The sequence below is a fragment of the Alicyclobacillus dauci genome (genome assembly GCF_026651605.1).
Taxonomy (GTDB): Bacteria; Bacillota; Bacilli; order Alicyclobacillales; family Alicyclobacillaceae; genus Alicyclobacillus; species Alicyclobacillus dauci.
This window is the reverse complement of sequence record NZ_CP104064.1, coordinates 4173132-4197500: the sequence shown is the minus strand read 5'-3', so window position 1 is coordinate 4197500 and position 24369 is coordinate 4173132. Positions and strand designations below refer to the sequence as shown.

Below are 24369 nucleotides of genomic sequence, written 5' to 3'. Positions count from 1 at the left end.
GCCTCAAGATAACGTATCCCATCCGGATAACGGAGTAAGACCCCTTGAAGAAGACAAGGTAGATCGGTCTGGAGTGGAAGCGTAGTGATACGTGGAGCGGACAGATACGAATCGGTCGAGGGCTTCACCAGAACAGAGAGGTTGTTCCATAGTTCAGAAGCAAGGACCACAAACTGTAGCGAAAGCTGCGGTACATAGGGCGAAACCGAGGAAGAAGTATCGTTTAAGGTACAAGATGCCTTGGTGGAGGGATCGAACGAAGCGTTCTGCAGCCCGTAAGGGCGAAGCCAGCGTAGAGAGAGCCCGGAGCCCAAGCAGTCTGGTGACCATAGCGGAGGGGAAACACCCGTACCCATACCGAACACGGACGTGAAGACCTCCAGCGCCAAGGATACTTGGAGGGAGACCTCCTGGGAAAGTAGGACGTTGCCAGGCGAGAGAGAAAGAGCCCTTGAGGGAGCAGAGGATGCTGCCTTGAGGGCTTTTTTGTTGTAGGGGGGATGACGTGCTTGATGGTCCAACCCACATGTGACGGAGGGTTTTTACAATCGAGACAAAATAAAATAGATAGGTCGCGGGAACATCAGGGCCTTGCATCCGGAGGTCGTATGGAATAGGGGAACCGTGGTTCGCTACTGACTACATATCATCAGCCAAAAATGGCTAGAGGAACGCACTGCCTTTATGTAACTATAGGCGACCGATCAGACGGCCCGACCGTGCCAACAACGGTCACCAGGTCCGTTGCTCGTGTCTATGCCGAGGCAGAATGGCCAACAGAGGAACGCTGGTGCTTTATGCCACCCGTGCCGCGGTCCTGGCACGCACCCTGCAACCATCCTCCTCACACCATCCGTGCCACTTTCGTAAGACTCTGGAAGACTGATAGAGCACGCTGTAACGTCCAACCAAATTTTGCTTACGCATCAGGCGGTTTAAATTACATATGCACTGTATTCGGAACGGCTAAATGGCGTGCGTAACTCGACGTTTTTACACGAACCAAAATACGAGGGAAAATCTCGTAGTTTACGTGCTGATACATGTATTCGCTTACACATCCCTTGAAAACAAGGAAAAAATAGATAAATCGTATTTTTATATGAAAAGGGTTGACCGTGCTACTTAGACGTGTATAATTTCGAATATAAATTTATCTTTTCGGAAATACGATTACCCGAAAATGTCTGAATTCGAAACAAAATTTGTGATTTGATTCCAAACGTGGACATCGCGCTTTTCAGTTTGTTGTAGGGTTAAGGAGTCGATGCGGTGAGTAGTTCTGGTGTAGAAATCGATAAGCTGAATTTGCAGATTATTGCCTATTTGCAAGAGGATGGTCGACGGTCGTTTCGAGAGATTGCTGAGCTTGTGGGCGTATCGGAACGTACGGTGAGGCTCCGAGTGGCTCAGTTGAAGGAACAAGGTGTTATTCAAATTGTCGGGGTCGTAAATCTCGTGAAGTTGGGACTGCAAGTTGTCGTGATCGCCCAGATTGCAGTTGAGGAGCCCCATCTTGAAGAGATGATTGAGCGATTGAGGCAGATCCCGGAGATTCGATTCGTAGCCCTAACATCTGGGGAGTATCAACTAATGGTTCAAGCCGTCAGCGATTCCCAGCACCACCTAATTCAGTTTCTCAAGAATAAACTTCACACACTTCCGCATGTGAGAAAAACCAACGTCATTATGGAGCTTGAGGTCTATAAGAATGAATTTGGATTTCTTAAACACACGCACTTGTTCAACCAACATGAGGTGTGAGGTCGTTTGAAGCGGTACGCCAATGAAAATAACGAAGTGAGACGAAAGGGGAGACCGCCATGATTCTGTACGCGGCGCGACGGATCGGGTGGATGATTGTCACCCTGTGGGTAATCATCACAATTACTTTTTTCTTAATGCATGCTATTCCTGGAAATCCAATTTCCAACGAACAAAACATGACTCCGGCCATCTTTCAGAACATGATGCACTATTATCATTTGGACAAACCTTTGTCGGTACAATACTTAGATTACCTTGGCTCGTTGCTGACGGGAAATCTCGGGCCGTCCTTTCAGTGGCAAGACCAAACGGTGAACGGAATTATTGGCCAGGGATTTCCGATATCGCTGCAAATCGGCTTGTGGGCCATCTGTGTGGCGTTTGTATTCGGCGTATTGCTCGGGACTATCGCAGCGGTAAAGCAGAGTGGTTGGCAGGACTACACTTCCATGGTCATCGCCATTCTCGGAATTTCCGTTCCAAATTTCGTCCTTGCAACGCTCTTAATTAACTACCTAGGAGTACAGTGGGGGATTTTCCCTGCGGCAGGCTGGGGTACGCCAGCGCAAGAAGTCATGCCGGTTATCGCTTTGGCAGTGACACCAACGGCGTACTTTGCGAGACTGATGAGATCGAGTATGTTGGAGGTCCTTCAGCAGGACTACATTCGTACGGCGAAGGCGAAGGGTCTACCTTTTGTATTGATTGTCTGGAAGCACACGATTCGCAATTCCATCCTGCCGGTTTTGACAATGCTTGGACCATTGGCTGCTTACGTGTTAACAGGCAGTTTTGTCGTGGAAAAGATTTTTGGTATCCCAGGTTTGGGACAACTCTATGTGTCGGCTATTACGAACCGGGATTACCCGATGATTCTGGGGACTACGGTATTTTTTAGCGCCATACTCATTTTTATTTTGTTTTTGGTCGACATCGCTTATGCGGTTGTGGATCCGAGAATTCAACTGACGGGGAGGAAAGCGTGATGGCGATGGAATTTTCAGATGACCTGTTCTTGCCGTTGCAACAGGAAGAACTTCCTCCGGAGACGGAAAGACCGACACTGACCTTTTGGCAGGATGTTCGCCATCGGTTCTTTCGGAATCGTTTGGCGACGGTCGGTATGGCAATCATCCTAGTACTCGTAATTATGGCCATCATTGGACCTTATTTGACCCCTTACTCCTACAGCGAGCAAATTCTTATCCAAAAAAACATTGCTCCCTCAGGACAACATTGGTTCGGCACTGATGACTTGGGACGTGACATGTTTTCACGGTCTTGGTACGGTGCTCGCATCTCACTGTTTATCGGTTTTATGGCAGCACTTATCGACCTTATCATCGGCGTAATATACGGAGGCATTTCTGGGTATTTCGGCGGAAAAGTGGACGAAGTGATGATGAGAATTGTGGAGATATTATACGGCTTGCCGTACTTGCTCATGGTCATATTGTTGATGGTCGTAATGGGTCCTGGGCTGTTCACTATCATCGCTGCCATGACGGCGACTGGCTGGGTGAATATGGCGAGATTGGTTCGCGGCCAGGTGCTGCAACTGAAAGAGCAGGACTTCGTTTTTGTGGCGAGATCGCTCGGTGCGTCCCTGCCCCGAATCCTCACACGCCACTTGGTTCCGAATACCATAGGGCCGGTTATTGTCAACATGACCTTAACCATCCCGACGGCCATTTTTGGTGAAGCGGTTCTCAGCTTCCTTGGTTTGGGGGTCCCGGCGCCCTTAGCAAGTTGGGGGACGATGGCCAACGAAGGGTTGTCTTCCATTCTCGACGGTGATGTATGGCAACTGTTTATTCCAGCTGTACTAATCTCACTGACCATGTTCGCTTTTAATTCGGTCGGGGACGGACTCTCTGAGGCGCTGGACCCTAAATTGAGGAAGTGACGCGATATGTTGCAGATTAAAGATTTGAAAGTTCACTTTCCAACGCAGATCGGGACGGTACAGGCCGTTCGCGGGCTGGATCTGACGTTGGAGGAGGGGAAGACGCTCAGTATTGTCGGAGAGTCCGGCTCGGGCAAGAGCGTTGCCGTACAGAGTGTCATGCGCCTGTTGCCTTCCCATGCAAAAATATCAGGTGAAATACTGTGGAACGGTAAAAATCTTCTAGGTCTAGCGGAAAAACAAATGCAATCCGTTCGCGGTAGAGAAATAGGGATGATCTTCCAGGATCCGATGACATCCTTGAATCCCACGATGAAGGTCGGCCATCAGATCGCCGAATCCATCCTCCAGCATGAACGGATGAGTGCGAAGAAGGCGGTCGAAAAAGCAGTTGAACTGCTCGATCTCGTCGGCATTCCCGACCCACGACGCCGGGCAGCGAGCTACCCGCATCAGTTCAGTGGGGGAATGCGACAGAGGGCGGTCATCGCTATCGCTATTGCCTGTTCGCCGCGTCTGCTCATTGCGGACGAGCCGACCACAGCGTTGGACGTCACAGTGCAAGCCCAGATACTCGAGTTACTCAAAGATCTACAAAAACAAATGGGTATGGCTCTCCTCCTCATCACACATGACTTGGCCGTCGTCGGTGAAGTGGCGGATGAGGTCGCGGTAATGTACGCCGGAAAACCCATTGAATATGGGCCGGTAGAGGACGTGCTCCATCGCCCTACGCACCCATATACGCAAGGCCTTCTTCGATCACGACCCATACCTGGTTCGAGAGAGCCTTTAATTTCAATCCCTGGCACACCGCCAGATTTGCTCAATCCGCCACAGGGATGTGCGTTTGCGTCAAGATGCCCGCACGCAATGCGGATTTGCAAGGACTATCAACCGGACGTTGAAACAATCGACAACAAGCAGGTGGCCTGTTGGCTTCTGCATCCACAGGCAAAGGAGACACTAGGATGGAACTCCTACAGTTACAAGGCGTAAAGAAACACTTTCGTGGACATCGCAGTCTCATTCGCGCTGTGGATGGCGTTTCGTTCAAGCTAGATGAAGGAAAGACGATGGGTCTAGTGGGGGAATCAGGTTGCGGAAAGTCTACCACTGGTCGCTTGATTCTAGGGCTGAATTCCATCACAGAGGGCCAAATCACTTATGAAGGTCAAAATATCCATCAAATGAATCGGGTGCAAGCACGTGATTACCGTCGCAAGGTTCAAATGATCTTTCAAGACCCATACGCGTCGCTCGACCCTCGCATGAAAGTAGAGGACATCATCGCTGAAGGGATCGATGTTAACCAGTTGGCGAGAGGGAAGGAACGGCGTGATCGGGTATTGGATTTGGTCCATCGGGTTGGATTGAAGAGCGATCACCTCTCGCGCTTCCCACACGAGTTTTCAGGTGGACAGAGACAACGAATTGGCATCGCTCGAGCACTGGCGGTTCGCCCTCGGCTGATTATCGCGGATGAGCCTATTTCTGCCCTGGACGTGTCGATTCAGGCGCAAATTATGACGCTGCTGCAGTCGCTTCAAGAGGAGTTTGGCCTATCATATCTATTCATTTCTCACGACTTGACCATGGTTCAGTTCATCAGTGACACGGTTGGAGTCATGTATCTCGGTCGGCTCGTTGAGTTTGGCGATAAGGACGAGATATACCACAATCCTCAGCACCCATATACACAGGCGCTGCTGTCAGCGATGCCGACTATAGGAGAAAAGCGTGAGCGCATCCGTCTCCAGGGGGATGTACCGAGTCCGGCAAATGTACCAACGGGTTGCCGCTTCCACACAAGGTGCCCCTTTGCGACACAACGGTGTAGAGAAGAAGAGCCTCTCCTTAAGGGAGGTGAGCGCCACACTATAGCTTGCCACTTAGTGGAATAGTGCCCTCCCGTATGGGGACGGCTGGCACCCTCACCGGCGATGAAGACTGGGTGAACTTAAACCGGTGCCAAGCGACATGGAATGGTCGAGAATTCAAGGGGGAAAACAGATGAAACGCAAATGGTACGGTACAGTTGGCGCAGCACTTGCGCTAACCTTGTTGACTGCAGGATGCGGCCAGTCGGGCGGAGCCGCGACTGGAGCAAAGACCACAGGGTCCAATGGTAGTGGAAGTCAAAGTATTTCGATGGATATTTTGACCGAGCCACCGACGCTCGATCCAGCTAAGTCCACAGACACAACGTCCGGTTGGGTAATTGATCAGTTGATGGAAGGTCTTACCTATCTCGGGAAGGACAATACACCACAGCCTGGAATTGCAAAGTCTTGGGATATCTCGAAGGACGGCACCGTATATACTTTCCACCTGCGTGATGCCAAGTGGACCAATGGGGATCCGGTGACTGCGGATGATTTTGTTTACGCCATTAAGCATGCACTTGACCCGAATACAGGTGCACAATTCGCAAGCTACTTGTACTACATCAAGGGTGCACAGGCTTACAACACGAATAAGGGCAGTGCAGACGCTGTCGGCATCAAAGCCGTAGACGCGCACACGCTTCAGTTTACACTTGAGCACCCGACACCATTTTTCTTAAGCCTCACGACATTCTGGCCGTACTTCCCGGTTGATCAGAAGGTTGCCAAAAGCACGCCAAACTGGACTGCAGAAGCATCCACTTATGTCAGTGACGGGCCATTCAAACTATCACAGTGGCAGCATCAGCACCAGCTCATTTTGGAAAAGAACCCGGACTATTGGGACGCTAGTTCCATCAAATTGAACAAGGTTACCGCCACTATCGTCAACGACAGTAATACACAGTATCAAATGTTCAAGAGCGGCCAGTTGGACATGGACACGCAGTTGCCGCTCAATGTTATTCCGAATGCCATCAAAGATGGCACAGCAAAGGTATATCCGTTTGCAGGTACATGCTTCTTGGAACTGAACACGACGAAAAAACCGTTTGACAATCCCGATATTCGCAAGGCGTTCAGTGTTGCCATTGACCGTCAGTCCCTTGTGCAGAACGTTACACAAGGTGGGGAGAAGCCGGCGTTTGCGATGGTTGCACCAGGTCTGCCGGGAGCGAACGGCGAGTTTAGGAGTGAGGGTGGAAATTTAATACAAGAGAATGCGAATGAGGCTAAACAACTTCTTGCAAAGGGTCTAAAAGAGGAAGGGCTGACACAGTTGCCGCCTGTCACCTTAGACTACAACACGTTGGAGGCAAACCAGCAAATTGCGCAAGCGTTGCAGCAAATGTGGAAACAGAATCTCGGCGTGACAGTGAACTTACAAAACGAAGAATGGAAAGTTTATCTTGACAAACTGACGAAAGGAAACTTCCAGTTTGGTCGTATGGGCTGGATCGATGTATATACAGATCCGACCGCAACATTAGATTACTTCAAGAGTGATTTCGGAAGTAATTACACCCACTGGAGCAATCCGAAGTACGACCAACTAGTCACGGCCGCCGAGTCTACGACGGACACAGCGAAACGGATGCAAGACATGCACCAAGCTGAGCAGATTCTCATGAACGATGAGCCCGCGATTCCGCTCTATTTCTATACACACGTATTTACGTTCAGCCCAAAATTACAGGGTATCGTGGTTCATCCGAACGCCGAATTCCCAGATATTCGATTTATGTCCGTTCAATAACCTTTATTTGGGGGAGGAAGTGGCGACGCAGGCCGCTTCCTCCGAATTTTTCACCAGATGATACACGCCGAAAGGAAGCGTCAGACCATTGAAGTCGATTTCATTTGACACCTTATATGACCTTCGTTTTAGCGGTGAGCCTGTGTTTTCTCCCGCAGGGGATTCATTTATCTATGTTCGTACACGGATGGACAAAGTCAAAAACGCGTATCGATCCGCCCTTCACCAAGTGGACCGAAATACTCTGTCGGATCGACCATTAACGTATGGTGGGGACACGGAGTACGCAGTTCAAGACAAGAGACCAAGTTTTTCTCCCGACGGCAAACTGATTGCTTACGTTTCTAATCGGAGTGGCAAGCCACAAGTGCTTGTCATGCCAACCAACGGTGGGGAGCCTATCCAGGTGACTGACATGCCGAACGGCGTTAAATCCTATGCCTGGAGTCCAGACAGTGCGTGGATAGTGGTGGCTGCACGGACTGACGGTACGCGTGCTTCTGATGGATTGCCGAAGGATGAAACTGACCAATCGGAAACGGAAACACAAGACGTTAGAGTCATCCGTAACCTTCGCTTCCACGGAAATGGCGAGGGATTTTACGACGGCAAATCCATTCATTTATCGCTTGTCGAAGTGGCCACAAGAAAGGTCCGACAACTGACGACCGGCCGCTACAATGAGACCCATCCTTGTTTTTCACCGGATGGCAAACGCGTCGCATTTATATCCTGGCGCGACGATGACGAGCGGGATGTCACTCCATCGATATACGCCATCAATGTGAATACGGAAGAAATGAATACCGTCTATCAAGGACGCGGGGGTGTATCGGCCCTGTCGTATTCCCCTAACGGCGAGTGGATCGCGTTTTTTGGTCACGACAAGGGCGAAGTCAGTGGTACCAATTCATACGTATGGGTTGTACCAGCCAAGGGCGGGGAAGCTCGATGCTTAACAGGAAGTATGGACCGACCACAGGGTACCCAAGTTGGAACGGATGCGAGATACGAAACAGGGGAGTCACGACCCATATGGTCTACTGATGGTACGCGAATCTATTTTACCGCAACGCGAAACGGGGATTGTTCCGTGTATAGCGTCACGTTAGATGGTGACGTTCGTGAAGAGACCAGAACAGCAGCGTGCGTTGTGACTTCATTCGATGTTGCAACGGATGGAGAGTTGGTTGTCGCACAAGAGTCACCCACTTGCCCGGCGGAAATTTTCCTGTACGCGGATGGCGAAGGACGTCAGGTGACAGACCACAACCGCGTGCTAAAACACGCCTACGCCGTCGCCGAGCCAGAACCGTTTTCAGTGACGAGTCACGACGGATGGACGATTCCCGGTTGGGTTCTGCGACCTGCGGACTTTGATTCGAATAAGAAATATCCCCTTGTACTGGAGATTCACGGTGGGCCGCATTCCTCATACGGGAATACGTTTCAACACGAATTTCAGTTGCTCGCGGCCCATGGGTACGTTGTCCTGTATATGAACCCACGTGGCAGCCACGGGTACGGGGAGCGTTTTGTTCAAGGATGTATAGGGGATTGGGGCGGCAATGATTATCAGGACTTGATGGCCGCTGTCGATGAAGTCATCAAGCTACCGTACATTGACTCAGACCTACTGTTTGTCACCGGTGGTAGCTATGGTGGTTATATGACCAATTGGATTGTCGGACATACGGATAGATTCAGAGCGGCTGTGACGCAGCGGTGTATTTCAAATATCTACAGCATGTACGGAACGAGCGATATTGGTTTCTGGTTTAACAAAGCAGAGCTGGGCGGCGCGGATCTTTGGGACAATGAAGAGCTCATTATGGAACGCTCCCCCATTCGCTACGCGAACAACGTAAAAACGCCGACGAAGATTATTCATAGTGAAGAAGATTACCGTTGCCCAATGGAGCAGGGACAACAGTGGTTCACAGCGTTAAAGCGCTTTAGTGTGGACACTGAGTTCGTGCGCTTTGCTGGTGAAAACCATGACCTTTCACGAAATGGAAAACCACACAACCGTATTGCTCGCCTCAAACACATCGTAGAGTGGTTTGAGCATTACCGGTAGAGCAAACATTTTTCGGACCTTATTTTTTGTCTATTTAGGGGGAATCATTGATGAAAATTTTTATTTCGGCAGACATGGAAGGCATTTCTGGCGTTGCGACCAATCAACAGCTCAAAAAAGAAGCTGAATATCAGCGGTTTCGCAAGTTGATGACGGCTGATGTCAACGCTGCTATAGACGGAGCATTTCGCGGAGGAGCCACAGAAGTTGTCGTGGCTGACGGTCACGGGAATATGTCGAACATCCTCATTGAAGAGTTGGATGAGCGCGCTACGCTCGTTTCAGGAAATAACCGCGTGATGTGTCAACTGGAAGGATTCGATGAGTCCTTTGACGGCATCATGTTCGTTGGCCATCACGGTCGCGAGGGCGGCTCTGAACGCACCGTGATCAGTCATACTCTCGCCGGAGTCGCTGTAAACGAGTTGAAAGTGAACGGAAAAGTGGTTGGTGAAACGGAACTCAACACGATAGTCGCTGGCTCGCTTGGGGTACCCGCATTGCTGATTACGGGTGACGATGCGTATGTCGCTGAAGTGAAAGAGACGTTGCCTGAGATTTCTGCGGCTGTCGTGAAACGTGGTGTGGATCGGTTTGCGGCTGAGTTGATCCATCCGCTAAAAGCGCACGCTTTGATTCGGGAGGCTGCAGAAGAGGGTGCACGCCGGGCAAAACAAACAGAGCCGTACAAGATGGACGGTCCATTCACGTTTGAACTTCAATTTAAGGGAAGCAACCAAGCGCTTATGACGACAACCATTCCACAGGTGGAACTTGTCGACCCTAAAACTGTTCGCTTTACATGCGAGAACCTGCTGGTTGGATACAAATTGTTTTGGGCGTGTGTCATGATTGGCATCTCCACTATCAACGGCATTCTCGGCCAAGCGAACGCGTGAGTTTAGGGACACGGATAATCCAGACTCCCCCTGCTAAGTCTATAGATGTTCGTCTTTTCAAAGGGGGAGTCAGTCGTGGATGAGGAATTACAAGGGTATGTCGAGGCGTCTATCGAAGAATTTAAAGACGGCCTTGGTTGGCTCGCGAAACAATTGCCAGAAGTAGGCGAGCGGTTTATCGCATATACCGATGCTTGCTTTCAAGAGGGAGAAGTCTCTGAAAAGCACAAACACTTGATCGCCCTAGGGATTGCCGTTCACGCGCAGGATGAGTACTGCATTATGTTCCACTGTCACAATGCCTTACGGCTTGGCGCCTCTGAGCGCGAGATTCTTGAAACGATTGGCGTCTGCGGGGCTTTTGGTGGTGGAGCGGCGCTATCACAGGGTGTGACACTTGTTCAGGATGTCATGGCAGAGTATCAAGGATCGACACAACAGCATTAAGACCTGTTCCTTTGACTAGACCAATGACTAGGCCAAAAAGATGAAGAGCCACACGGACGACGCGCAGGCGTCACCGAGTGGCTCTTTTGTCGTCATAGCTCCATCCCAAATCAATATCCCACATATCTTGTGAGTTACACTGATTGCTCAGCCAGCGTGAATAAAGAGTGGAAGCTTTTGCGCACCGCATAGGCGAGCGTAGACGAATAGTTGGCCTTTGTGGTGAATCTCGTGATCGCGCATGATGCTCAGCAATTGGCCAGCCGTTACATCTCGTCCAATCATTTTAGTTGTATCGATGGAGACGTTAAACTGTTCGTCACTCATGGAACGAATCGTTTCCACGGTTTTCTCGGTCCATTCGCGAGCGGCATTCTTCAATTCGTCGATAGACGTGAATACCGGCTTCTCAGGCCTCTCCCCAATGGCACCAGACGCTGCAGTACTTGCAAACGTATAAGTCGATGACAACATGTGCCATACGAGATCGGCGGTGGAAAAAGCGCCATCCCAGGGGTGGAAATCGAGGTCCTTGTCTGTGAGATTATCGAGTACGCCACCCAGAACATTGCGGTGCATCAGAAAAGATTGAATGAACGAATCTGCTTTCGGCACAATCATTCCTCCTCATAGGTACATCTATGTCGAGTTTAACAATTGTCGCGATATTTCACTAGTTGCGGCTAACCGGACTGCCGGGGCGAAGGCGTTGGGATCGAACCAGACCTATTTACAAAAAATTAAATTGCCAAGCCAGTATTGTTGGTTACAATGAGGGAGGTAGATGGACTGATTCGAAAGGAAGGCTACTGAATGCATATTTTGCAAGTCATAGTGTATGCCATCATGCAGGGAATAACCGAGTTGTTCCCTATCAGCAGCGTTGGCCATGCGGTGATTTTACCTTACGTGTTTAACTGGACAGAGTTTACCACATCGGATACTTTTCTGGCGTTCGTCGTCATGCTGCACCTTGGGACAGGCCTTGCGTTGCTCATTTACTTCTGGCGCGATTGGGTTCGTTTGATTGCGTCTTTGTTCATTCGCGAAATGCGCCGAGAGCGCAAACAACTGCTGCTGATTATCGTCGCTACCATCCCAGCAGCCATTTTGGGCAAACTGTTCGAACACAAGCTGCAAGATTTGTTTCCTCATGCAGCATCGGCTGCGATTTTTCTCATCGTTAACGGCTTTGTGCTGCTCGTGGCGGATCGGATGCGGCGGAAGCGCAAGGCTACGCGCAAACTGGAGGACCTATCGTACGGAAGAAGTTTCTGGATAGGCGTTGTACAAGCATTTGCACTGATTCCTGGCTTCTCGCGATCCGGCATCACCATGACGGCTGGCCTTTCAAGTGGACTGGATTACGAGGACTCGGCACGTTTCAGTTTCCTGTTGGCAACCCCGGTCATCTTGGGCGCTGGCGTACTTGAAGTTCCGAAGATGCTTCATAGCCATAACCACCAGATGCTTAACTACGGTCTCATCGGTGGGCTGGTTGCGGGTATTGTGGCCTTGCTGGCTACTGCCTTCTTGATGCGTTACTTCCGCACAACAGAAGTCAAAGCGCTGCGCCCATTCGGATTCTACTGTATTATCGTCGGTATTATCGTACTCTTAATGACAATCCTCGGACTGCACTTTTGAATGTAGATAGTCGGGCAAGTGTCATGTCGTGAGGCCTTCTTTTCACATACATTAGGTGAAGAACTTTGCTGCAGAACGTGCAGCAGGGAGGGCCAATATGAAAAAGACATTAAGTGTCATCATCGCCGCACACAACGAAGCCAAGACAATTGGCCCGCTGGTGCGGCGTTTGTGTCGTTGGTACCGACGGCCCGAGGTGATAGTTATCGCAAATGGGTGCACGGATAGGACGGCTAGTATTGCTAGAGGCGCAGGTGCTCGTGTGGTACGGTTTAAGAATCGACTTGGACCGGACGTTGGCAGGGCGGTTGGGCTATCAATCGCACGGGGAGACATCTGCCTTGTCGTAGATGGGGATATGATTGTCCCACCGGCCCAATTGGAGCCGTTCGTGCGTGCCGTCCAGGGCGGCGTGGACATCGCGTTGAATGGCTATCCGTTCCCGGGCACGAAAAAGTTTCACCATCCCACAGCGATTGCAAAGCATGCTTTAAATATTTTCGCCGATAGGGCGGATTTACGGGCTGCGAGCTTGACAACAGTGCCACACGCGATTTCTCGGAGAGCCATCAAGTTGCTCGGTCCATTGGCGTTTTGTGTCCCGCCCGTCGCGCAGGCGCGGGCAATTTGTGATGGGCGTTTGCGCATCGAGATCGCGGGGCAAGTTGCTGTGGGAGCTCTTAATCGGTCACGGGGCGCCGAGCACGACCAGGCTATGCGTCGGCTCATCATCGGGGATTGCCTAGAGGGTGTGAACATTATTATTGACCAGCGCGGTGTGCGTGGCGGATTTACTGATTTAGGCCGCAAGCGTGACTTGGCCCAAGGGGCATCGTTTATTCCCAAGGAACGTGTCAGCGCGGCCGCCATCGTCCCCACTCAGGGTGAAGCGGGTTTGACTAGGCTCGTCGGAGAACTGACAAACGCGCCATTCGATCACATTCGCTTGGTCCTCAACGGCGCCAACGAGGAAGACATTGAATCTGTGAGGACTACTTCCACAATCGAAGTCGATTACTTCGCGGAACCCGTAGGCCATGATGTGGGTCGGGCGATTGGCTGCATGCAGGTGGACTCCGATAAGTACTTCATCACCGACGCCGACATTCCACTGACAAGGGAAGACGTGGAGCCGTTTTTAGACGCCATCGATCGCGACGTCGACATCGCGCTTAACAACCTCGACCGCATTCTGAGCAAGGCTCGCCAGGTCGATCCCCCATCAATCGTCAAGCGTTTCCTCAATATCGCATGCGACAGGCCCGACTTAGGAGTCTCCTCGCTAACGGCGGTCCCGCACGCGATCTCGGGCCGAATCTTACGCGAGATCGGGTTCGAGAGCATTGCAGTACCGCCGCTGGGCCAAGTGAAAGCCATTTTAGCAGGGCTACACGTTGAGGCTGTTCATCCGGTGGACGTGGTCAAGATGAATGCCGTTCGTCCTCATCTCCATAATGCGGATTCTGGGAAACCGCTTCAGAAACTCATTGTCGGCGATCACTTGGAAGCCATAGCCTATCTGCAAGAGGTTCAAGGAAGTCGCGGCAACTTCCCCGACCCCATCCGCCGCATCGATCTCGCGGAGCGCTATATCATGTAGCGTTTTTCCGCCGAAAGATGACATGCTCCAGGAGCAGTACCAGAACAATGCCGACGATGAGGCCGTTGTCGAGGAGATATCCTAGAACTGGCGGCAGGCCCATCCAGGCGGTACCCGGAATGAAGTAGATCCCGACACCGGTCAGCAAGGCAATGCCCACGACGAAAATATCGCGCTGGTCGAGTTTTAACCGCTTATAGTCAAGCAGCCCAAAGCCCAGCAACTGGCCAAACACGGTAAAGAGAACAGCGTAACCGACTGGTGACGGCAACGTTGCCACGAGGCTCCCGATGTACGGAAAGAAACCAAGCAACCCAACGGCGGACGATGCGATGATGAACGGGAGACGGGAGGCGATCCCCGTCAGCGAGACCAAGCTGGCTGCAGCCGTAAGCGGGACGACGCCGACGGCGCCAAAGATTCCAGCGATGGCGGTGCCAATTCCGGTGAATAAGGATCCGCGATTGTAGGTAGCGTTTGTTGGCGATTCACCCGCCGCAGCACCGAAGGCTTGAATGCTCGCGATTAGGTTGGACAGCAAAATGATAGCGGTTATGGCACACGTGATGGTTACCCCAAGGTGGAACTTGGGTGGTCCAAACGGGAAGATAGACGGCAGGTGGAAAGCTGGTACGTGTGTATTTGGCGCGTCGATGAGTCCCAGAACCGCGTATACGATCCAGCCGAGAATGAGACCGATGAGGACCGCGATCGACTTGACCATGCCCTTGCCCCTGAACATGAGCAGAATGGTCACTACCATCAAGATGACGGACAGCAGGACGATTTCAGGCGACACGGTCGTGTGGTTGCGAAAGCCGATGCCAAGGACACCTTCGATGAGGGACTTTGACACCTGCAAGGCCAGCAGCACGAGGAATGTGCCGGTGACGACGGGTGTAAACAGCTTTCTGATGAACCCCAGGAGGCCAAACAGACCCAGGATAATGAAAACGACACCTGCAACGATGAGACCGAGTTCTAATTCTTGCAGCAATTGACCAGTGGAGCCGTGCTCGTCCTTTGTCATTTGGATGAGAACGAGGAAAACACCCCACCACATGCCTGCCGGTCCTTCGATGATGGCGTATCGGTGGCCCAGGACAGATTGTACCAGGCCGACGAGACCGCAAACGAAGAATGTTCGCTCCGTAAACTGAGCGACTTCGTTCGCAGGGAGGCCGAGCGCTTGGCCGAGCACGATAGGCACCGTGATGACGTTGGCCAACGAGAAGATAAACCACTGAATGGAGGACAAAATAAGTTCGCCGCCTTTTGGGCGTTCATTCAGGTGATACAATAACCCTTCCAATTTTCAACCTCCCTAATGGATAGCCGATAATAACCCGTTTAACGTAGAAAAAACCCCTAGGTATCATATCACCTGGGATCGGAAATGGAAAAACGCTGTAAAAGTGTTGGGGAGACTTTCGCCGGTCTAAAGAGATATCCACATAACTATGTAAGTATTACACGATACATGAGACGACAAATAAGGCACCCGAATGGCGGTAACCCTTGACTTAAACGTTCTTCATAGAGGGATCGTTTGCAGACTACACCTTTTGAAAACCTTCCGCTATTCACGTTCTCCATGTTTCTTACGCCGTCAGGGCATTGAATGGGGCAGGATGAACAGACGCTCGATGTGACAAGCGGCCATTGTTTTTGGCGCACTGGATCGGTATTTTGCACTCTTTTCTTTTTGGTCGCCATTCTATCATCACTCTCCACGGGAAGCTGCATGATCACGATATGCAGTTACGCGTCGCGGAGTTCGTGTGTAAATGGGGGCTGGCATTAGAGAACCATCTTTACATCCCCTGTAATTAGGAAATGAATTTACCGGTCTGAGCGACATGGACATGAGCAGAAGACGATCAGGCCATCACTCTAGACTCGATTTGGATTCCAAAGTACACAGATTTTTCACATCCTCATGGGGAGCAATTACACGGCTACAGTGATATCATCTGGAAGGCGAATGATAGATGAAAATCACATGTACCATGACAAATTACAGAGAGATTTGGAATCAGATCTTCGAGAGGAGGGGCCACGTTGACTCAAGTAGCGACGGAAATAGAAAACAGTAAGATGCGTAGGAGTACCGTTTGGACTATGGGCGGATCGCATATGCTAAACGATCTCGTCACAACCGGCCTCGTCCCATCCCTTGCACCCTTGTTCATGAAAACGTACCACTTGGACTACACGCAAACGAGTCTTATCGTGCTCTGTTCATATCTGACGTCATCTATATCACAACCGATATTCGGTCTTTTTGCGGACAAATCTCCGCACGCTTGGTTATTGCCGGTCGGTCTCCTGACCTCAAGTCTCGGGTTGGCACTCAGCGGGCTGGCACCAAACTTTTTACTACTTCTCCTATTCGTATCGTTAAGCGGGCTCGGTTCTGGAGCATTTCACCCTGAAGCTTCGCGTGGCACACATATGGCGGCAGGCAACTCGAAAGGGCTCGCCCAGGCCATCTTTCAAGTCGGAGGCAACAGTGGTCAAGCGTTAGGGCCACTCATGATGCCGATCTTCCTCCTCGCAACAGGTGTCCACGGTCTCTTGTGGTTCACCATCGTCACCGCTATCGGGCTGGGGCTCACGATGCGGATCTATCCGTGGTACCGGGACAACTTAAACTTGCACGGAAAGCGCATGCGCGAGGTTGAAGGCCAAAACCAAGTGGGGGCCGTGACGCTGTTGGTCATCATTATCGTGTTGAGATCGTGGTGCCAAATTGGCATTTCGCTCTTCATGCCGTTTTACTACGAGCACCATTTTGGCATGAAACTGAACATGTCCGATAAGTTTACATTCATCTTCCTTGCAGCAGGTGCCGTAGGGACATTCGTCGGGGGACTGCTTTCTGATAGGCTGCCAAAGCAGCGGATTCTCATGTACTCGATGCTTTGTTCGATCCCGTTCTCCCTTGCACTTCCCTTCGTACACGGCGCAGTCGCACTACTCATCTTAATTCCGTTCGGATTTTTCATTCTGTCCTCATTCGCCGTTACGGTCGTTTACGCCCAGCACCTGTTGCCGCGAAACATCAGTCTCGCCTCAGGCCTCACTATCGGATTCGGTGTCGGCGCCGGCGGAATCGGCGCTGTCTTCTTCGGGACGATATCGGACCATCTCGGCCTCCTAACGGTGTTCTATGTACTCATGGTCCTGCCCATTCTGGGAGGAATTCTTTCCCTCTTCCTGCCCAACGACGCCAAGGCGAGGGCCACGACGCATTCGTGATTCGGATGCGTGGCCTGGGGGGAGCGGGAGTGGAGGCGTGACGCTGATTGGCGGGATGTCGCGGCCTCGGGCGGAGCGGGAGCGGGGAGATGGCCCATATGAGGGGTTTTTTAGGATTAGAGGACAATTTTGGGCGGTGTAACTGGCGCTGATCATTTGGGTCGTGAAATTAAGCGAACAGTGGTCCCCTATGCTTCGCGAACGTCGTCACAGAGTTCGATAAGGGACCGTGATTCTCTTGTTTGGAACTTTCACTCCAGCGTGAGGCTCAAATCAACCGATAAGCGAATCCCGGTACCTTATTCCGCAACAATTGCTTGTTAAATGGTATACAGGGGACTCAGAGGGACTTATTTGTGGACTTGCTTGCCGACCTGGTGCCCGCGGCCAGCAACGCTGGCACATTAGACGCGGCTCCCGCCATCCACCGCCACCTGCGGTTGCCCTTCAGCCGTCCTGCCGCCTCAGGCGGCTCCCGCCCTACACCGCCAGCCCTGCAGCCGCCCGCCATCCGCGGCCGCCCCGCGCCCCCGGCCGCGCCATCCCGCCGGCCCTAGCCCAGCACCTTCGCCGCGAGGTGCTGCCCGATCCGCTCGGCAGCCGCGCGCAGGTTCGCCGCATCGGTCACGAGGGCCATGCGAACATGCCCTTCACCGCGGGGGCCAAATGCGGCGCCTGGGGTGACGGCCACGCCTGCTTCGCGGAGCAATTCCATGGCGAAGGCGTGTGACGGGCGATTATTCGGTGTCTTTGCCCACACGAACATGGTAGCGGCCGGCTTGCGGACTTCCCAGCCGTAACTCGTCAACGCATCGCACAGTGCGTCTCGTCTCGCGGTGTAAATTTGGCGTTGGCCGGCAAAATCGTGGTCCGTCGTGAGCGCCGTGATGGCAGCGTGCTGAATCGGCAGGAAGATCCCGTAGTCGATGTGCGATTTCAACTTGCGCAAGTGGCCGATGACAGCTTTGTTGCCGACCAGATAACCAACGCGGCAACCTGCCATGTTGAACGTCTTCGACAGGGAATTGAATTCAACGGCGATGTCTTTGGCGCCCGGGATCGACAGAAGGCTGACGGCCTCGAGGCCGTCGTATACCATTTCCGAGTACGCGAAGTCATGGATGACGAAGATGTCGTATGTTTGCGCCACGCGGACAACTTCTTCAAACATCGATCTCGTCGCCACACCCGCCGTCGGGTTGCTCGGATAGTTGAGAATCATCAACCTTGCTGACTGCAGGACGTCGTCCGGGATCAGTGAGAAGTTTGGGTGGAGCGTGTCTTCGTTGATCGGCAGGGGGTACGGAATCCCGCCGGCCAAGCGGACACTGGCTTCGTAGATTGGGTAGCCTGGATCCGGTAGGAGGACCGTTTCACCCGGGTTGATGAGGGAGAGCGCCAAGTGCGACAGTCCGTCTTGGGACCCCATCAACTGCAGGACTTCCGTCCCCGGATCCAAGTTTACGTGGTACCGCTTGTAGAACTGTGCTACGGCCTCATTAAACTCTGCAAGGCCCGTGATGGCGTAACCGTACGCATTCGGGTCCGTGACACCTTGTGCGAGTGCTTCCATGACGTGCGGCGATGGAGGGAGATCGGGGCTGCCGACGCTGAGATCGATCACGTCACGGCCACTTGCCACAATCCTTCGCTTCTCGAGTGCCAATTCTTGAAATACCCCGTCTTCTAACTGTTGAAGCCGTATCGACTGCTCTATCATCTGCAGCACTCCCTCATGGTATAGTGGACATAGATATGCTGATAAAATGATCTTACTCGCAGTACAGGAGCGTTGATATCGTTGACTTTGCGAATCGGATTTCTGGCGTCTCATAATGGATCGAGTATGAAGTCCATTCTTGCAGCCATCAGCGAAGAGCGTTTGGACGCCGTGCCAACGGTTGTCATAAGTAATAACCCAGATTCGGGCGCACTGCAAGTAGCTATGCGTGCTTTTATTCCTGCCTACTGCTTCAACCAGAAACGCTGTGGGAGTCATGAGGCCGTTGACGAAGCCATTGCACATACGCTGACGGAACACCATGTCGATCTCGTTGTGCTCTCCGGCTACATGAAACAGATCGGCCCGAAAACCTTGGCCGCACTTCCGGGCCGCATCCTAAACATTCACCCAAGCCTGTTACCCTACTTTGGGGGTCCCGGCATGTACGGCCTTCGCGTCCACGCCGCGGTCATTGAAGCGGGTGTGGAGGAGACCGGTGCCACTGTTCATGTCGTTGACGAGCTCTACGATCACGGCCGCATCCTCGGCCAAGTCCGCATCCCTGTTCTCGCTGGCGATACGCCTGAGCTGCTCCGGGCCCGCTTGGCGCATGAAGAAGGCCATCTGTTCGTTGGTGTTCTCCAGCGGATCGCAGACGGCGATATTGTACTTGACGAAATCTAACATTACTCATTGCGACACCGCAACCGCCCATTCTGACTCGCACGGTACACACGCCCAGTTCGTTCGGCACAGTTCATCGCTGTACGGAATACGTATGGTCCGACGACGAATTCTCAGGGATACGGGGTGCTGCTGTTGGGTAGCTTCGCCATGGATGAAGAAAACCTCAAGTCGCTTTCTGCCCGTCATGAAACGTTGACACCGGAGACCATCTTGGCAACGGCCATCACGACCGTGCCTCGCCTCACGTTTGCTTGCAGCTTCGGTGCGGAAGATATGGTTTTGTTAGACATGCTCATGACCAAGCGGGCCAAAGTGAACGTTTTTTATGTGGATACAAACGTCTTGTTTGAGGAGACATACGACCTCATTCAGCAGGTCGCCGATCACTATACCATACCCGACTTAACCCGCATCGAACCGGCGCTAAGCCTCTCTGCACAGGCCCGTAACTACGGTGACGCTTTGTGGGCTGCGGACCCAAATCAGTGCTGCAGCATTCGCAAGGTTGAGCCACTGTCTCGCCACCTCAAACAATATGATGGTTGGATAACGGGCATCAGACGTGATCAATCCCCCACCCGCGCACACGCACAAACTTTTGAATGGGACAAAAAGTTCAATCTCATCAAAATCAATCCCTTTATCCTCTGGACGGCGGAGGACGTATGGCAATATATCCGTGATCACGAGGTACCATACAACCCTCTTCACAACATGGGGTACCCGAGCATCGGATGCGTCCACTGCACGCGCCCACTACGAGCTGGGGAAGGCGTGCGTGGTGAGTGAGCGGGCGGACCGACAAAGGGCACAGAAGGTAAGCGCGGCCCTCACACAGCATATAAGGCGAATTCATGCACATGAAAAATTGAACATATAATGATCGCGGTCGGCGGGCAATTCCCTTCGTTCTATGTTGGAACGGAGCAGTTGCCCGCAGTTTTCAAAAACAGGTAATATAAAAGGGAACGGCATCGATGAACGGCTTAGGAGGATTTGGCATGAAGGCTGTTTTGTTAAATGGATTCGGAGGCCCCGAAGTTTTACATATCGCAGAAACTGAAACACCCACTCCAGGACCGGGTGAAGTCCTCGTCCGCGTTCGCGCGAGTTCCTTAAATCGCGCGGACTTGCTGCAACGGATGGGCCACTACCCGCCACCGAAAGGCGAGAGCGACATTCTTGGTCTGGAAATGGCGGGCGAGGTAGCCCAGTTGGGCGAAGGCGTCTCCTCAGTCCAGGTCGGCGACAGAGTGTGTGCGCTTCTGCCCGGAGGCGGTTACGCGCAGTATGTGACGGTTCCAGCCGGCATGCTCATCAAGCTCCCGCCCAAACTCACATTTGCACAGGGCGCTGCCATCCCGGAGGCGTTCTTAACTGCGTACCTCAACCTGTTCGTCCTCGGCCAACTGTCCCCGGAGGAGACAGTCCTTGTTCATGCCGGTGCCAGCGGAGTGGGCACGTCGGCTATTCAGCTCATTCGCCTTGCGGGAGCTAGGTCGATTGTTACGGCCGGATCGGAAGTCAAACTCGAACGGTGTATCTCCCTCGGTGCCAGCGCGGGCTGGAACTATCACGAGGGATCATTCGTGCCGTTTGTTGAGGAACAGACAGATGGCCAAGGTGTCGACATCATCATGGATTTCATCGGCGGTCCATACTACCACGACAACATCGCTTCACTCGCAGTAGATGGTCGCTTGCTCATCATCGGTACCATGGGCGGGGCGGCGGTGGAAAACGTCAATCTCGGCACTTTGCTAGGCAGGCGAATCCAAGTCATTGGAACCGCTCTCCGATCCCGCTCCTTAGCCACCAAAATCGAATTGACCGCAGCCTTTCAGGCGTTCGCAGGCGAAGCGCTGGCGTCCGGCGCCATCGCCCCGGTTATCGACTCGGTCTTCGACTGGCGCGAAGTTGCACAGGCTCACGAGTACATGGCTTCGAACAAGAACATCGGCAAGATTGTGCTAAACGTCGGAGAGTAAGGGTTGCGCGGATTCTGGGGGCGGCTTCGGTCGTGGGCTGTGGGCTTTTTGGCCACGGGCAACGGGGCCGATGGCCCCCCGGAATACCGCGCGTTCCCGCGAAGCCCCGGACACGACCGGATAGGGTGAACCATCCTGCTATTCGCGGCTGATCGACTCTCCGACCGCCTCACTCGCATCACATCCCACCGGCACCTAAAACAAAAATCGCCCTGAAAGCCAAATGACAAGGCTGAATGCCAGTGTCATGCCGAACAGTATCCATTCCCTCGCCGAAACTGTGGTTTGGTAGAGACCCTCGTAGTGGATTTGACTGTTCAGGATGTCGCGTGCCGTCAGCGCATCAGTGGTTGCTTCGCCATAGTGGATGAGGCGAATGATCAGCGGTGCCAACACGCGCGTCACGCTGATGAAAGAGGCTGCGCTGTGCCCCTTCGGTTGGGTACGAGCTCGGTATGCGCGCAGTTGCTGCTGATACATTGCCCCGATGGCGGGGATGAAGCGAAAGACCATGCCAGCTGTGATGGCCACTGTATGTCGAATGCGGTGAGGTATCCGGCAGGCCCGGCCAAGCCCGTCGATCATTCCCTGCACCTGCAACGACGTCGACTGTGTGACGAGCAGTTGGCCGAGTTGGAGGAAGCACCAGTAGGGGATGATCGAGATGATGGAGCGGGCCGCCATGGTCGCGTCAAACCCATATGGCGCGTTGCGATGGAACGGTGCGCCGACATGAATTCCCGCAATTAGTGCCGTTAGGGCGGCAAATGTCGCCCACGGAACGGTCCATCGAGCGATTGTGCGGAATTTCGCGCGCAGCCAAATGAGGAGAACGCACGTTAGGACGAGTCCCGTCATGATGCCGCCCGAATGGTGAACGGTGGCGAGGGCGATGGTCATCAACGTGATCGACAGCCAGCGAAATCGTGCGTCCATTACCCTTGTCGTCGGAGGATGCGGGTTCGCGACAGAGGACTCCGCGAAGCCGTAGGTATCCTCGCCTGGCAGATCGATCCGCCCGGCAGCCTCCCCGCCCGCGCCAGCACCCCGTATGTCCGAGGCGAGTTGTTGGGCGGAGCGCAGAGATGGCCCGTCAAGCAGTCCGGCTCGCATCAGCGCGATTTGCAGGCGCAATGATGGGGGGAGTCCCACGCCGTGGGTCTCCAGGCAGCTGGGACTTGCGTACAACTCGGCGGGAGAGCCGGAAAAGACCAATTTGCCGCCGTCCAGCAACCAGACGTGGGTTGCGTGGGGGAGGATGGTGTCGAGATCGTGGGTGGTGACGACGATGGTCTTGCCTTCATCGTGCAGCGTTTGTAACTGGTTGACTAGGAGTGCTTGACTGGCACGGTCAAGACCTGCCGTGGGCTCGTCCAGGATGAGGAATTCCGGTTTGCGCGCGAGCATGAGCGCTAGGGCGAACCGCCTTTGTAAACCGGTGCTCCAGGCGGCAGGGGTGTCTCCCAGGGATATGTTGTTAAGTCCGACGGACGTGAGGAGGTTGGTGACTTCGGTGAGTCGTGATCGGACGCTTGAGACGCTTGTTTCCCACGTCACGGCGAACTCCTCGGCGACTGTGCCGGCAAATAGGCTCAACTCGGCGTTTTGAAAGAGATAGCCGATGCGGGGGAATGGGTCCCCACCTGAGACGCTAATTGTACCGGTAGAGGGTGGAACCATCCCGGCCACGACGTCGAGTAACGTTGACTTACCTGCGCCGTTGCGCCCCACGACGGCGAGAAATGCGCCTGCGGGGACTTCGGCCGTGACGCCACCCAGTCGATTCGTTTGTCCGTCCGATACGCTGATTTCACGAAGGCACAGTGACATTGGAAAGCTCCTCCACAAATTGATGTTCGTCCACTGGGGTAAGCGCGTGACCAGTGCGACGGCTGTATGCTCTTGCCGTCTGCACGAGATACGGCGGCTCAAAGCCGAACGATTCGCACGGAGATTCGGTTCCGTCTGTGTCCGAAGAGTTGCCGTAAAAGAAGTCAATAGGCGTGCCATCATGAATCAATCGACCTTGTTCCATCACCAGAACTCTATCCGCCGCTAAGACATCCTCCATATCATGGGAAATCATGAGCAGTGTCGTGTTGGACTCCTTCGCGAGGCGTCGCAAGTGTTGGCGAAGGTGGGTGCGAGCGTCGGGATCGAGTGAGGAGAGTGCCTCATCCAGAATGAGTATCTTTGCCTCGGACAAGAGGGCCTGGGCAATGCACAGACGCTGCAGTTCGCCCCCAGATAGCTCCCGTATCCCTCTGGTTAGGGGGACGTGAAGGCCAACGCGGCGACACGCATCGGTCACCAGCTGCGCGAGCTGGTTACTCGGCAAGCACGCATCTCGCTGGAGAAGCGTGATGGCCAGTTCCTCAAACACCGTGTCGCCGATGATCTGAGCCATGGGTGGCTGAAACACCATTTGCACGTCGTGTGAGATGTTTCGATCCAGCGGCTGACCCTCGACGTAAATCGTTCCGTTCGCGAGGGGGATGAGTCCCAGCATGGCCCGCGCGAGCGTCGTCTTACCAGCACCGTTGTGGCCGCACAGGGCTACAAGTTGGCCGGCCTTGAATTGCACCGTGACATCGTCCAGGACGGGATGATCCTGTCCATACCGTTGGACAGATATATGGTCAACATGAAGGATTATTTTGGACAAGAGTCTTCCCTCATTTTTTCATTTTGTGCTAATGTACATATTGTTAACTGCATAATC

Annotated in this window: 20 protein-coding genes and 2 rRNA genes (1 of these 22 cut by a window edge); 17 read left to right on the top strand and 5 right to left on the bottom strand. The window is 53.1% G+C overall.

The genetic code is table 11. The features are described from left to right. The 11 genes from NZD86_RS21080 to NZD86_RS21030 all read left to right on the top strand — a co-directional run. A 23S ribosomal RNA gene (locus NZD86_RS21080) occupies positions 1-131 on the top strand (it extends 2809 nt beyond the left edge of the window). A gap of 187 nt (positions 132-318) precedes the next feature. After that, positions 319-435, top strand: a 5S ribosomal RNA gene (gene rrf / locus NZD86_RS21075). Positions 436-1272: 837 nt separating this feature from the next. Further along, positions 1273-1764 carry an Lrp/AsnC family transcriptional regulator gene (locus NZD86_RS21070; protein ID WP_268044004.1) on the top strand — a complete coding sequence of 164 codons (492 nt, stop codon included), beginning with the start codon at positions 1273-1275 and terminating at the stop codon, positions 1762-1764. A 59-nt stretch (positions 1765-1823) separates the two neighbouring features. Next, a complete protein-coding gene (locus NZD86_RS21065; RefSeq protein ID WP_268044003.1) occupies positions 1824-2753 on the top strand; it encodes an ABC transporter permease in 930 nt (309 codons plus the stop codon). Positions 2754-2758: 5 nt separating this feature from the next. After that, a complete protein-coding gene (locus NZD86_RS21060; RefSeq protein ID WP_268046992.1) occupies positions 2759-3673 on the top strand; it encodes an ABC transporter permease in 915 nt (304 codons plus the stop codon). Positions 3674-3679: 6 nt separating this feature from the next. Further along, complete coding sequence (locus NZD86_RS21055) at positions 3680-4672, top strand: ABC transporter ATP-binding protein (RefSeq protein WP_268044002.1); 993 nt, start codon at positions 3680-3682, stop codon at positions 4670-4672. Continuing rightward, on the top strand, positions 4645-5577 hold the full coding sequence (locus NZD86_RS21050; protein ID WP_268044001.1) for an ABC transporter ATP-binding protein: 933 nt from the start codon (positions 4645-4647) through the stop codon (positions 5575-5577). The genes NZD86_RS21055 and NZD86_RS21050 overlap by 28 nt, the downstream gene beginning before the upstream one ends. A gap of 109 nt (positions 5578-5686) precedes the next feature. Continuing rightward, entirely contained in the window at positions 5687-7315 is a 1629-nt protein-coding gene (locus NZD86_RS21045; protein ID WP_268044000.1) for a peptide ABC transporter substrate-binding protein, read from the top strand. Positions 7316-7502: 187 nt separating this feature from the next. Then, the gene (locus tag NZD86_RS21040; protein WP_268043998.1) at positions 7503-9395 is read left to right on the top strand and encodes a S9 family peptidase; all 1893 of its coding nucleotides are present in this window, start codon (positions 7503-7505) and stop codon (positions 9393-9395) included. A gap of 50 nt (positions 9396-9445) precedes the next feature. After that, a complete protein-coding gene (locus NZD86_RS21035; protein WP_268043996.1) occupies positions 9446-10294 on the top strand; it encodes a M55 family metallopeptidase in 849 nt (282 codons plus the stop codon). A gap of 75 nt (positions 10295-10369) precedes the next feature. Continuing rightward, positions 10370-10741, top strand: coding sequence for a carboxymuconolactone decarboxylase family protein (locus tag NZD86_RS21030; protein WP_268043995.1), 372 nt, complete (start codon positions 10370-10372; stop codon positions 10739-10741). 147 nt (positions 10742-10888) lie between these two features. On the opposite strand, the gene NZD86_RS21025 is transcribed toward NZD86_RS21030, so the two are convergent. After that, on the bottom strand, positions 10889-11356 hold the full coding sequence (locus tag NZD86_RS21025) for a DinB family protein (protein ID WP_268043994.1): 468 nt from the start codon (positions 11354-11356) through the stop codon (positions 10889-10891). 198 nt (positions 11357-11554) lie between these two features. Here NZD86_RS21025 and NZD86_RS21020 point away from each other — a divergent pair, with 198 nt between their 5' ends. Together NZD86_RS21020 and NZD86_RS21015 are read left to right on the top strand one after the other, a co-directional pair. Continuing rightward, positions 11555-12388 carry an undecaprenyl-diphosphate phosphatase gene (locus NZD86_RS21020; protein WP_268043993.1) on the top strand — a complete coding sequence of 278 codons (834 nt, stop codon included), beginning with the start codon at positions 11555-11557 and terminating at the stop codon, positions 12386-12388. 97 nt (positions 12389-12485) lie between these two features. After that, positions 12486-13988 (top strand): glycosyltransferase family 2 protein, encoded by a 1503-nt coding sequence (locus NZD86_RS21015; RefSeq protein WP_268043992.1) that lies wholly within the window; start codon positions 12486-12488, stop codon positions 13986-13988. Here the strand turns inward: NZD86_RS21015 and NZD86_RS21010 are convergent. After that, the gene (locus NZD86_RS21010) at positions 13981-15300 is read right to left on the bottom strand and encodes a purine/pyrimidine permease (protein WP_268043991.1); all 1320 of its coding nucleotides are present in this window, start codon (positions 15298-15300) and stop codon (positions 13981-13983) included. The genes NZD86_RS21015 and NZD86_RS21010 overlap by 8 nt on opposite strands. 749 nt (positions 15301-16049) lie before the next feature. On the opposite strand from NZD86_RS21010, the gene NZD86_RS21005 reads away from it, so the two are divergent. Continuing rightward, positions 16050-17249 carry an MFS transporter gene (locus tag NZD86_RS21005; protein ID WP_326492613.1) on the top strand — a complete coding sequence of 400 codons (1200 nt, stop codon included), beginning with the start codon at positions 16050-16052 and terminating at the stop codon, positions 17247-17249. Between the two features lie 553 nt (positions 17250-17802). Here NZD86_RS21005 and NZD86_RS21000 read toward each other — a convergent pair. Continuing rightward, entirely contained in the window at positions 17803-18969 is a 1167-nt protein-coding gene (locus NZD86_RS21000) for an aminotransferase class I/II-fold pyridoxal phosphate-dependent enzyme (protein WP_268043990.1), read from the bottom strand. A gap of 81 nt (positions 18970-19050) precedes the next feature. Between NZD86_RS21000 and purN the strand changes: the two genes are divergently transcribed. The 3 genes from purN (at position 19051) to NZD86_RS20985 (ending at position 21647) form a co-directional block, all read left to right on the top strand. Beyond that, on the top strand, positions 19051-19656 hold the full coding sequence (gene purN, locus NZD86_RS20995; RefSeq protein WP_268043989.1) for a phosphoribosylglycinamide formyltransferase: 606 nt from the start codon (positions 19051-19053) through the stop codon (positions 19654-19656). Positions 19657-19806: 150 nt separating this feature from the next. Next, positions 19807-20448 carry a phosphoadenylyl-sulfate reductase gene (locus NZD86_RS20990; RefSeq protein ID WP_268043988.1) on the top strand — a complete coding sequence of 214 codons (642 nt, stop codon included), beginning with the start codon at positions 19807-19809 and terminating at the stop codon, positions 20446-20448. Between the two features lie 212 nt (positions 20449-20660). After that, positions 20661-21647, top strand: coding sequence for an NAD(P)H-quinone oxidoreductase (locus tag NZD86_RS20985; protein ID WP_268043986.1), 987 nt, complete (start codon positions 20661-20663; stop codon positions 21645-21647). A 195-nt stretch (positions 21648-21842) separates the two neighbouring features. Here NZD86_RS20985 and NZD86_RS20980 read toward each other — a convergent pair whose 3' ends face one another. Beyond that, positions 21843-23477, bottom strand: coding sequence for an ATP-binding cassette domain-containing protein (locus tag NZD86_RS20980; protein WP_268043984.1), 1635 nt, complete (start codon positions 23475-23477; stop codon positions 21843-21845). Beyond that, positions 23458-24312, bottom strand: coding sequence for an energy-coupling factor ABC transporter ATP-binding protein (locus NZD86_RS20975; RefSeq protein ID WP_268043983.1), 855 nt, complete (start codon positions 24310-24312; stop codon positions 23458-23460). Before NZD86_RS20975 ends, NZD86_RS20980 begins: the two co-directional genes overlap by 20 nt. Between the last annotated feature and the right edge of the window lie 57 nt (positions 24313-24369).

Coding starts and splice junctions, on each gene's coding strand:
- NZD86_RS20980 (WP_268043984.1), bottom strand. CDS start 23,477: ATGTCACTGTGCCTTCGTGAAATCAGCGTATCGGACGGACAAACGAAT.
- NZD86_RS21040 (WP_268043998.1), top strand. CDS start 7,503: ATGGACAAAGTCAAAAACGCGTATCGATCCGCCCTTCACCAAGTGGAC.
- NZD86_RS21065 (WP_268044003.1), top strand. CDS start 1,824: ATGATTCTGTACGCGGCGCGACGGATCGGGTGGATGATTGTCACCCTG.
- NZD86_RS21015 (WP_268043992.1), top strand. CDS start 12,486: ATGAAAAAGACATTAAGTGTCATCATCGCCGCACACAACGAAGCCAAG.
- NZD86_RS21000 (WP_268043990.1), bottom strand. CDS start 18,969: ATGATAGAGCAGTCGATACGGCTTCAACAGTTAGAAGACGGGGTATTT.
- NZD86_RS21050 (WP_268044001.1), top strand. CDS start 4,645: ATGGAACTCCTACAGTTACAAGGCGTAAAGAAACACTTTCGTGGACAT.
- NZD86_RS21045 (WP_268044000.1), top strand. CDS start 5,687: ATGAAACGCAAATGGTACGGTACAGTTGGCGCAGCACTTGCGCTAACC.
- NZD86_RS21020 (WP_268043993.1), top strand. CDS start 11,555: ATGCATATTTTGCAAGTCATAGTGTATGCCATCATGCAGGGAATAACC.
- NZD86_RS20985 (WP_268043986.1), top strand. CDS start 20,661: ATGAAGGCTGTTTTGTTAAATGGATTCGGAGGCCCCGAAGTTTTACAT.
- NZD86_RS20990 (WP_268043988.1), top strand. CDS start 19,807: ATGGATGAAGAAAACCTCAAGTCGCTTTCTGCCCGTCATGAAACGTTG.
- NZD86_RS21055 (WP_268044002.1), top strand. CDS start 3,680: ATGTTGCAGATTAAAGATTTGAAAGTTCACTTTCCAACGCAGATCGGG.
- NZD86_RS21060 (WP_268046992.1), top strand. CDS start 2,759: ATGGAATTTTCAGATGACCTGTTCTTGCCGTTGCAACAGGAAGAACTT.
- NZD86_RS21035 (WP_268043996.1), top strand. CDS start 9,446: ATGAAAATTTTTATTTCGGCAGACATGGAAGGCATTTCTGGCGTTGCG.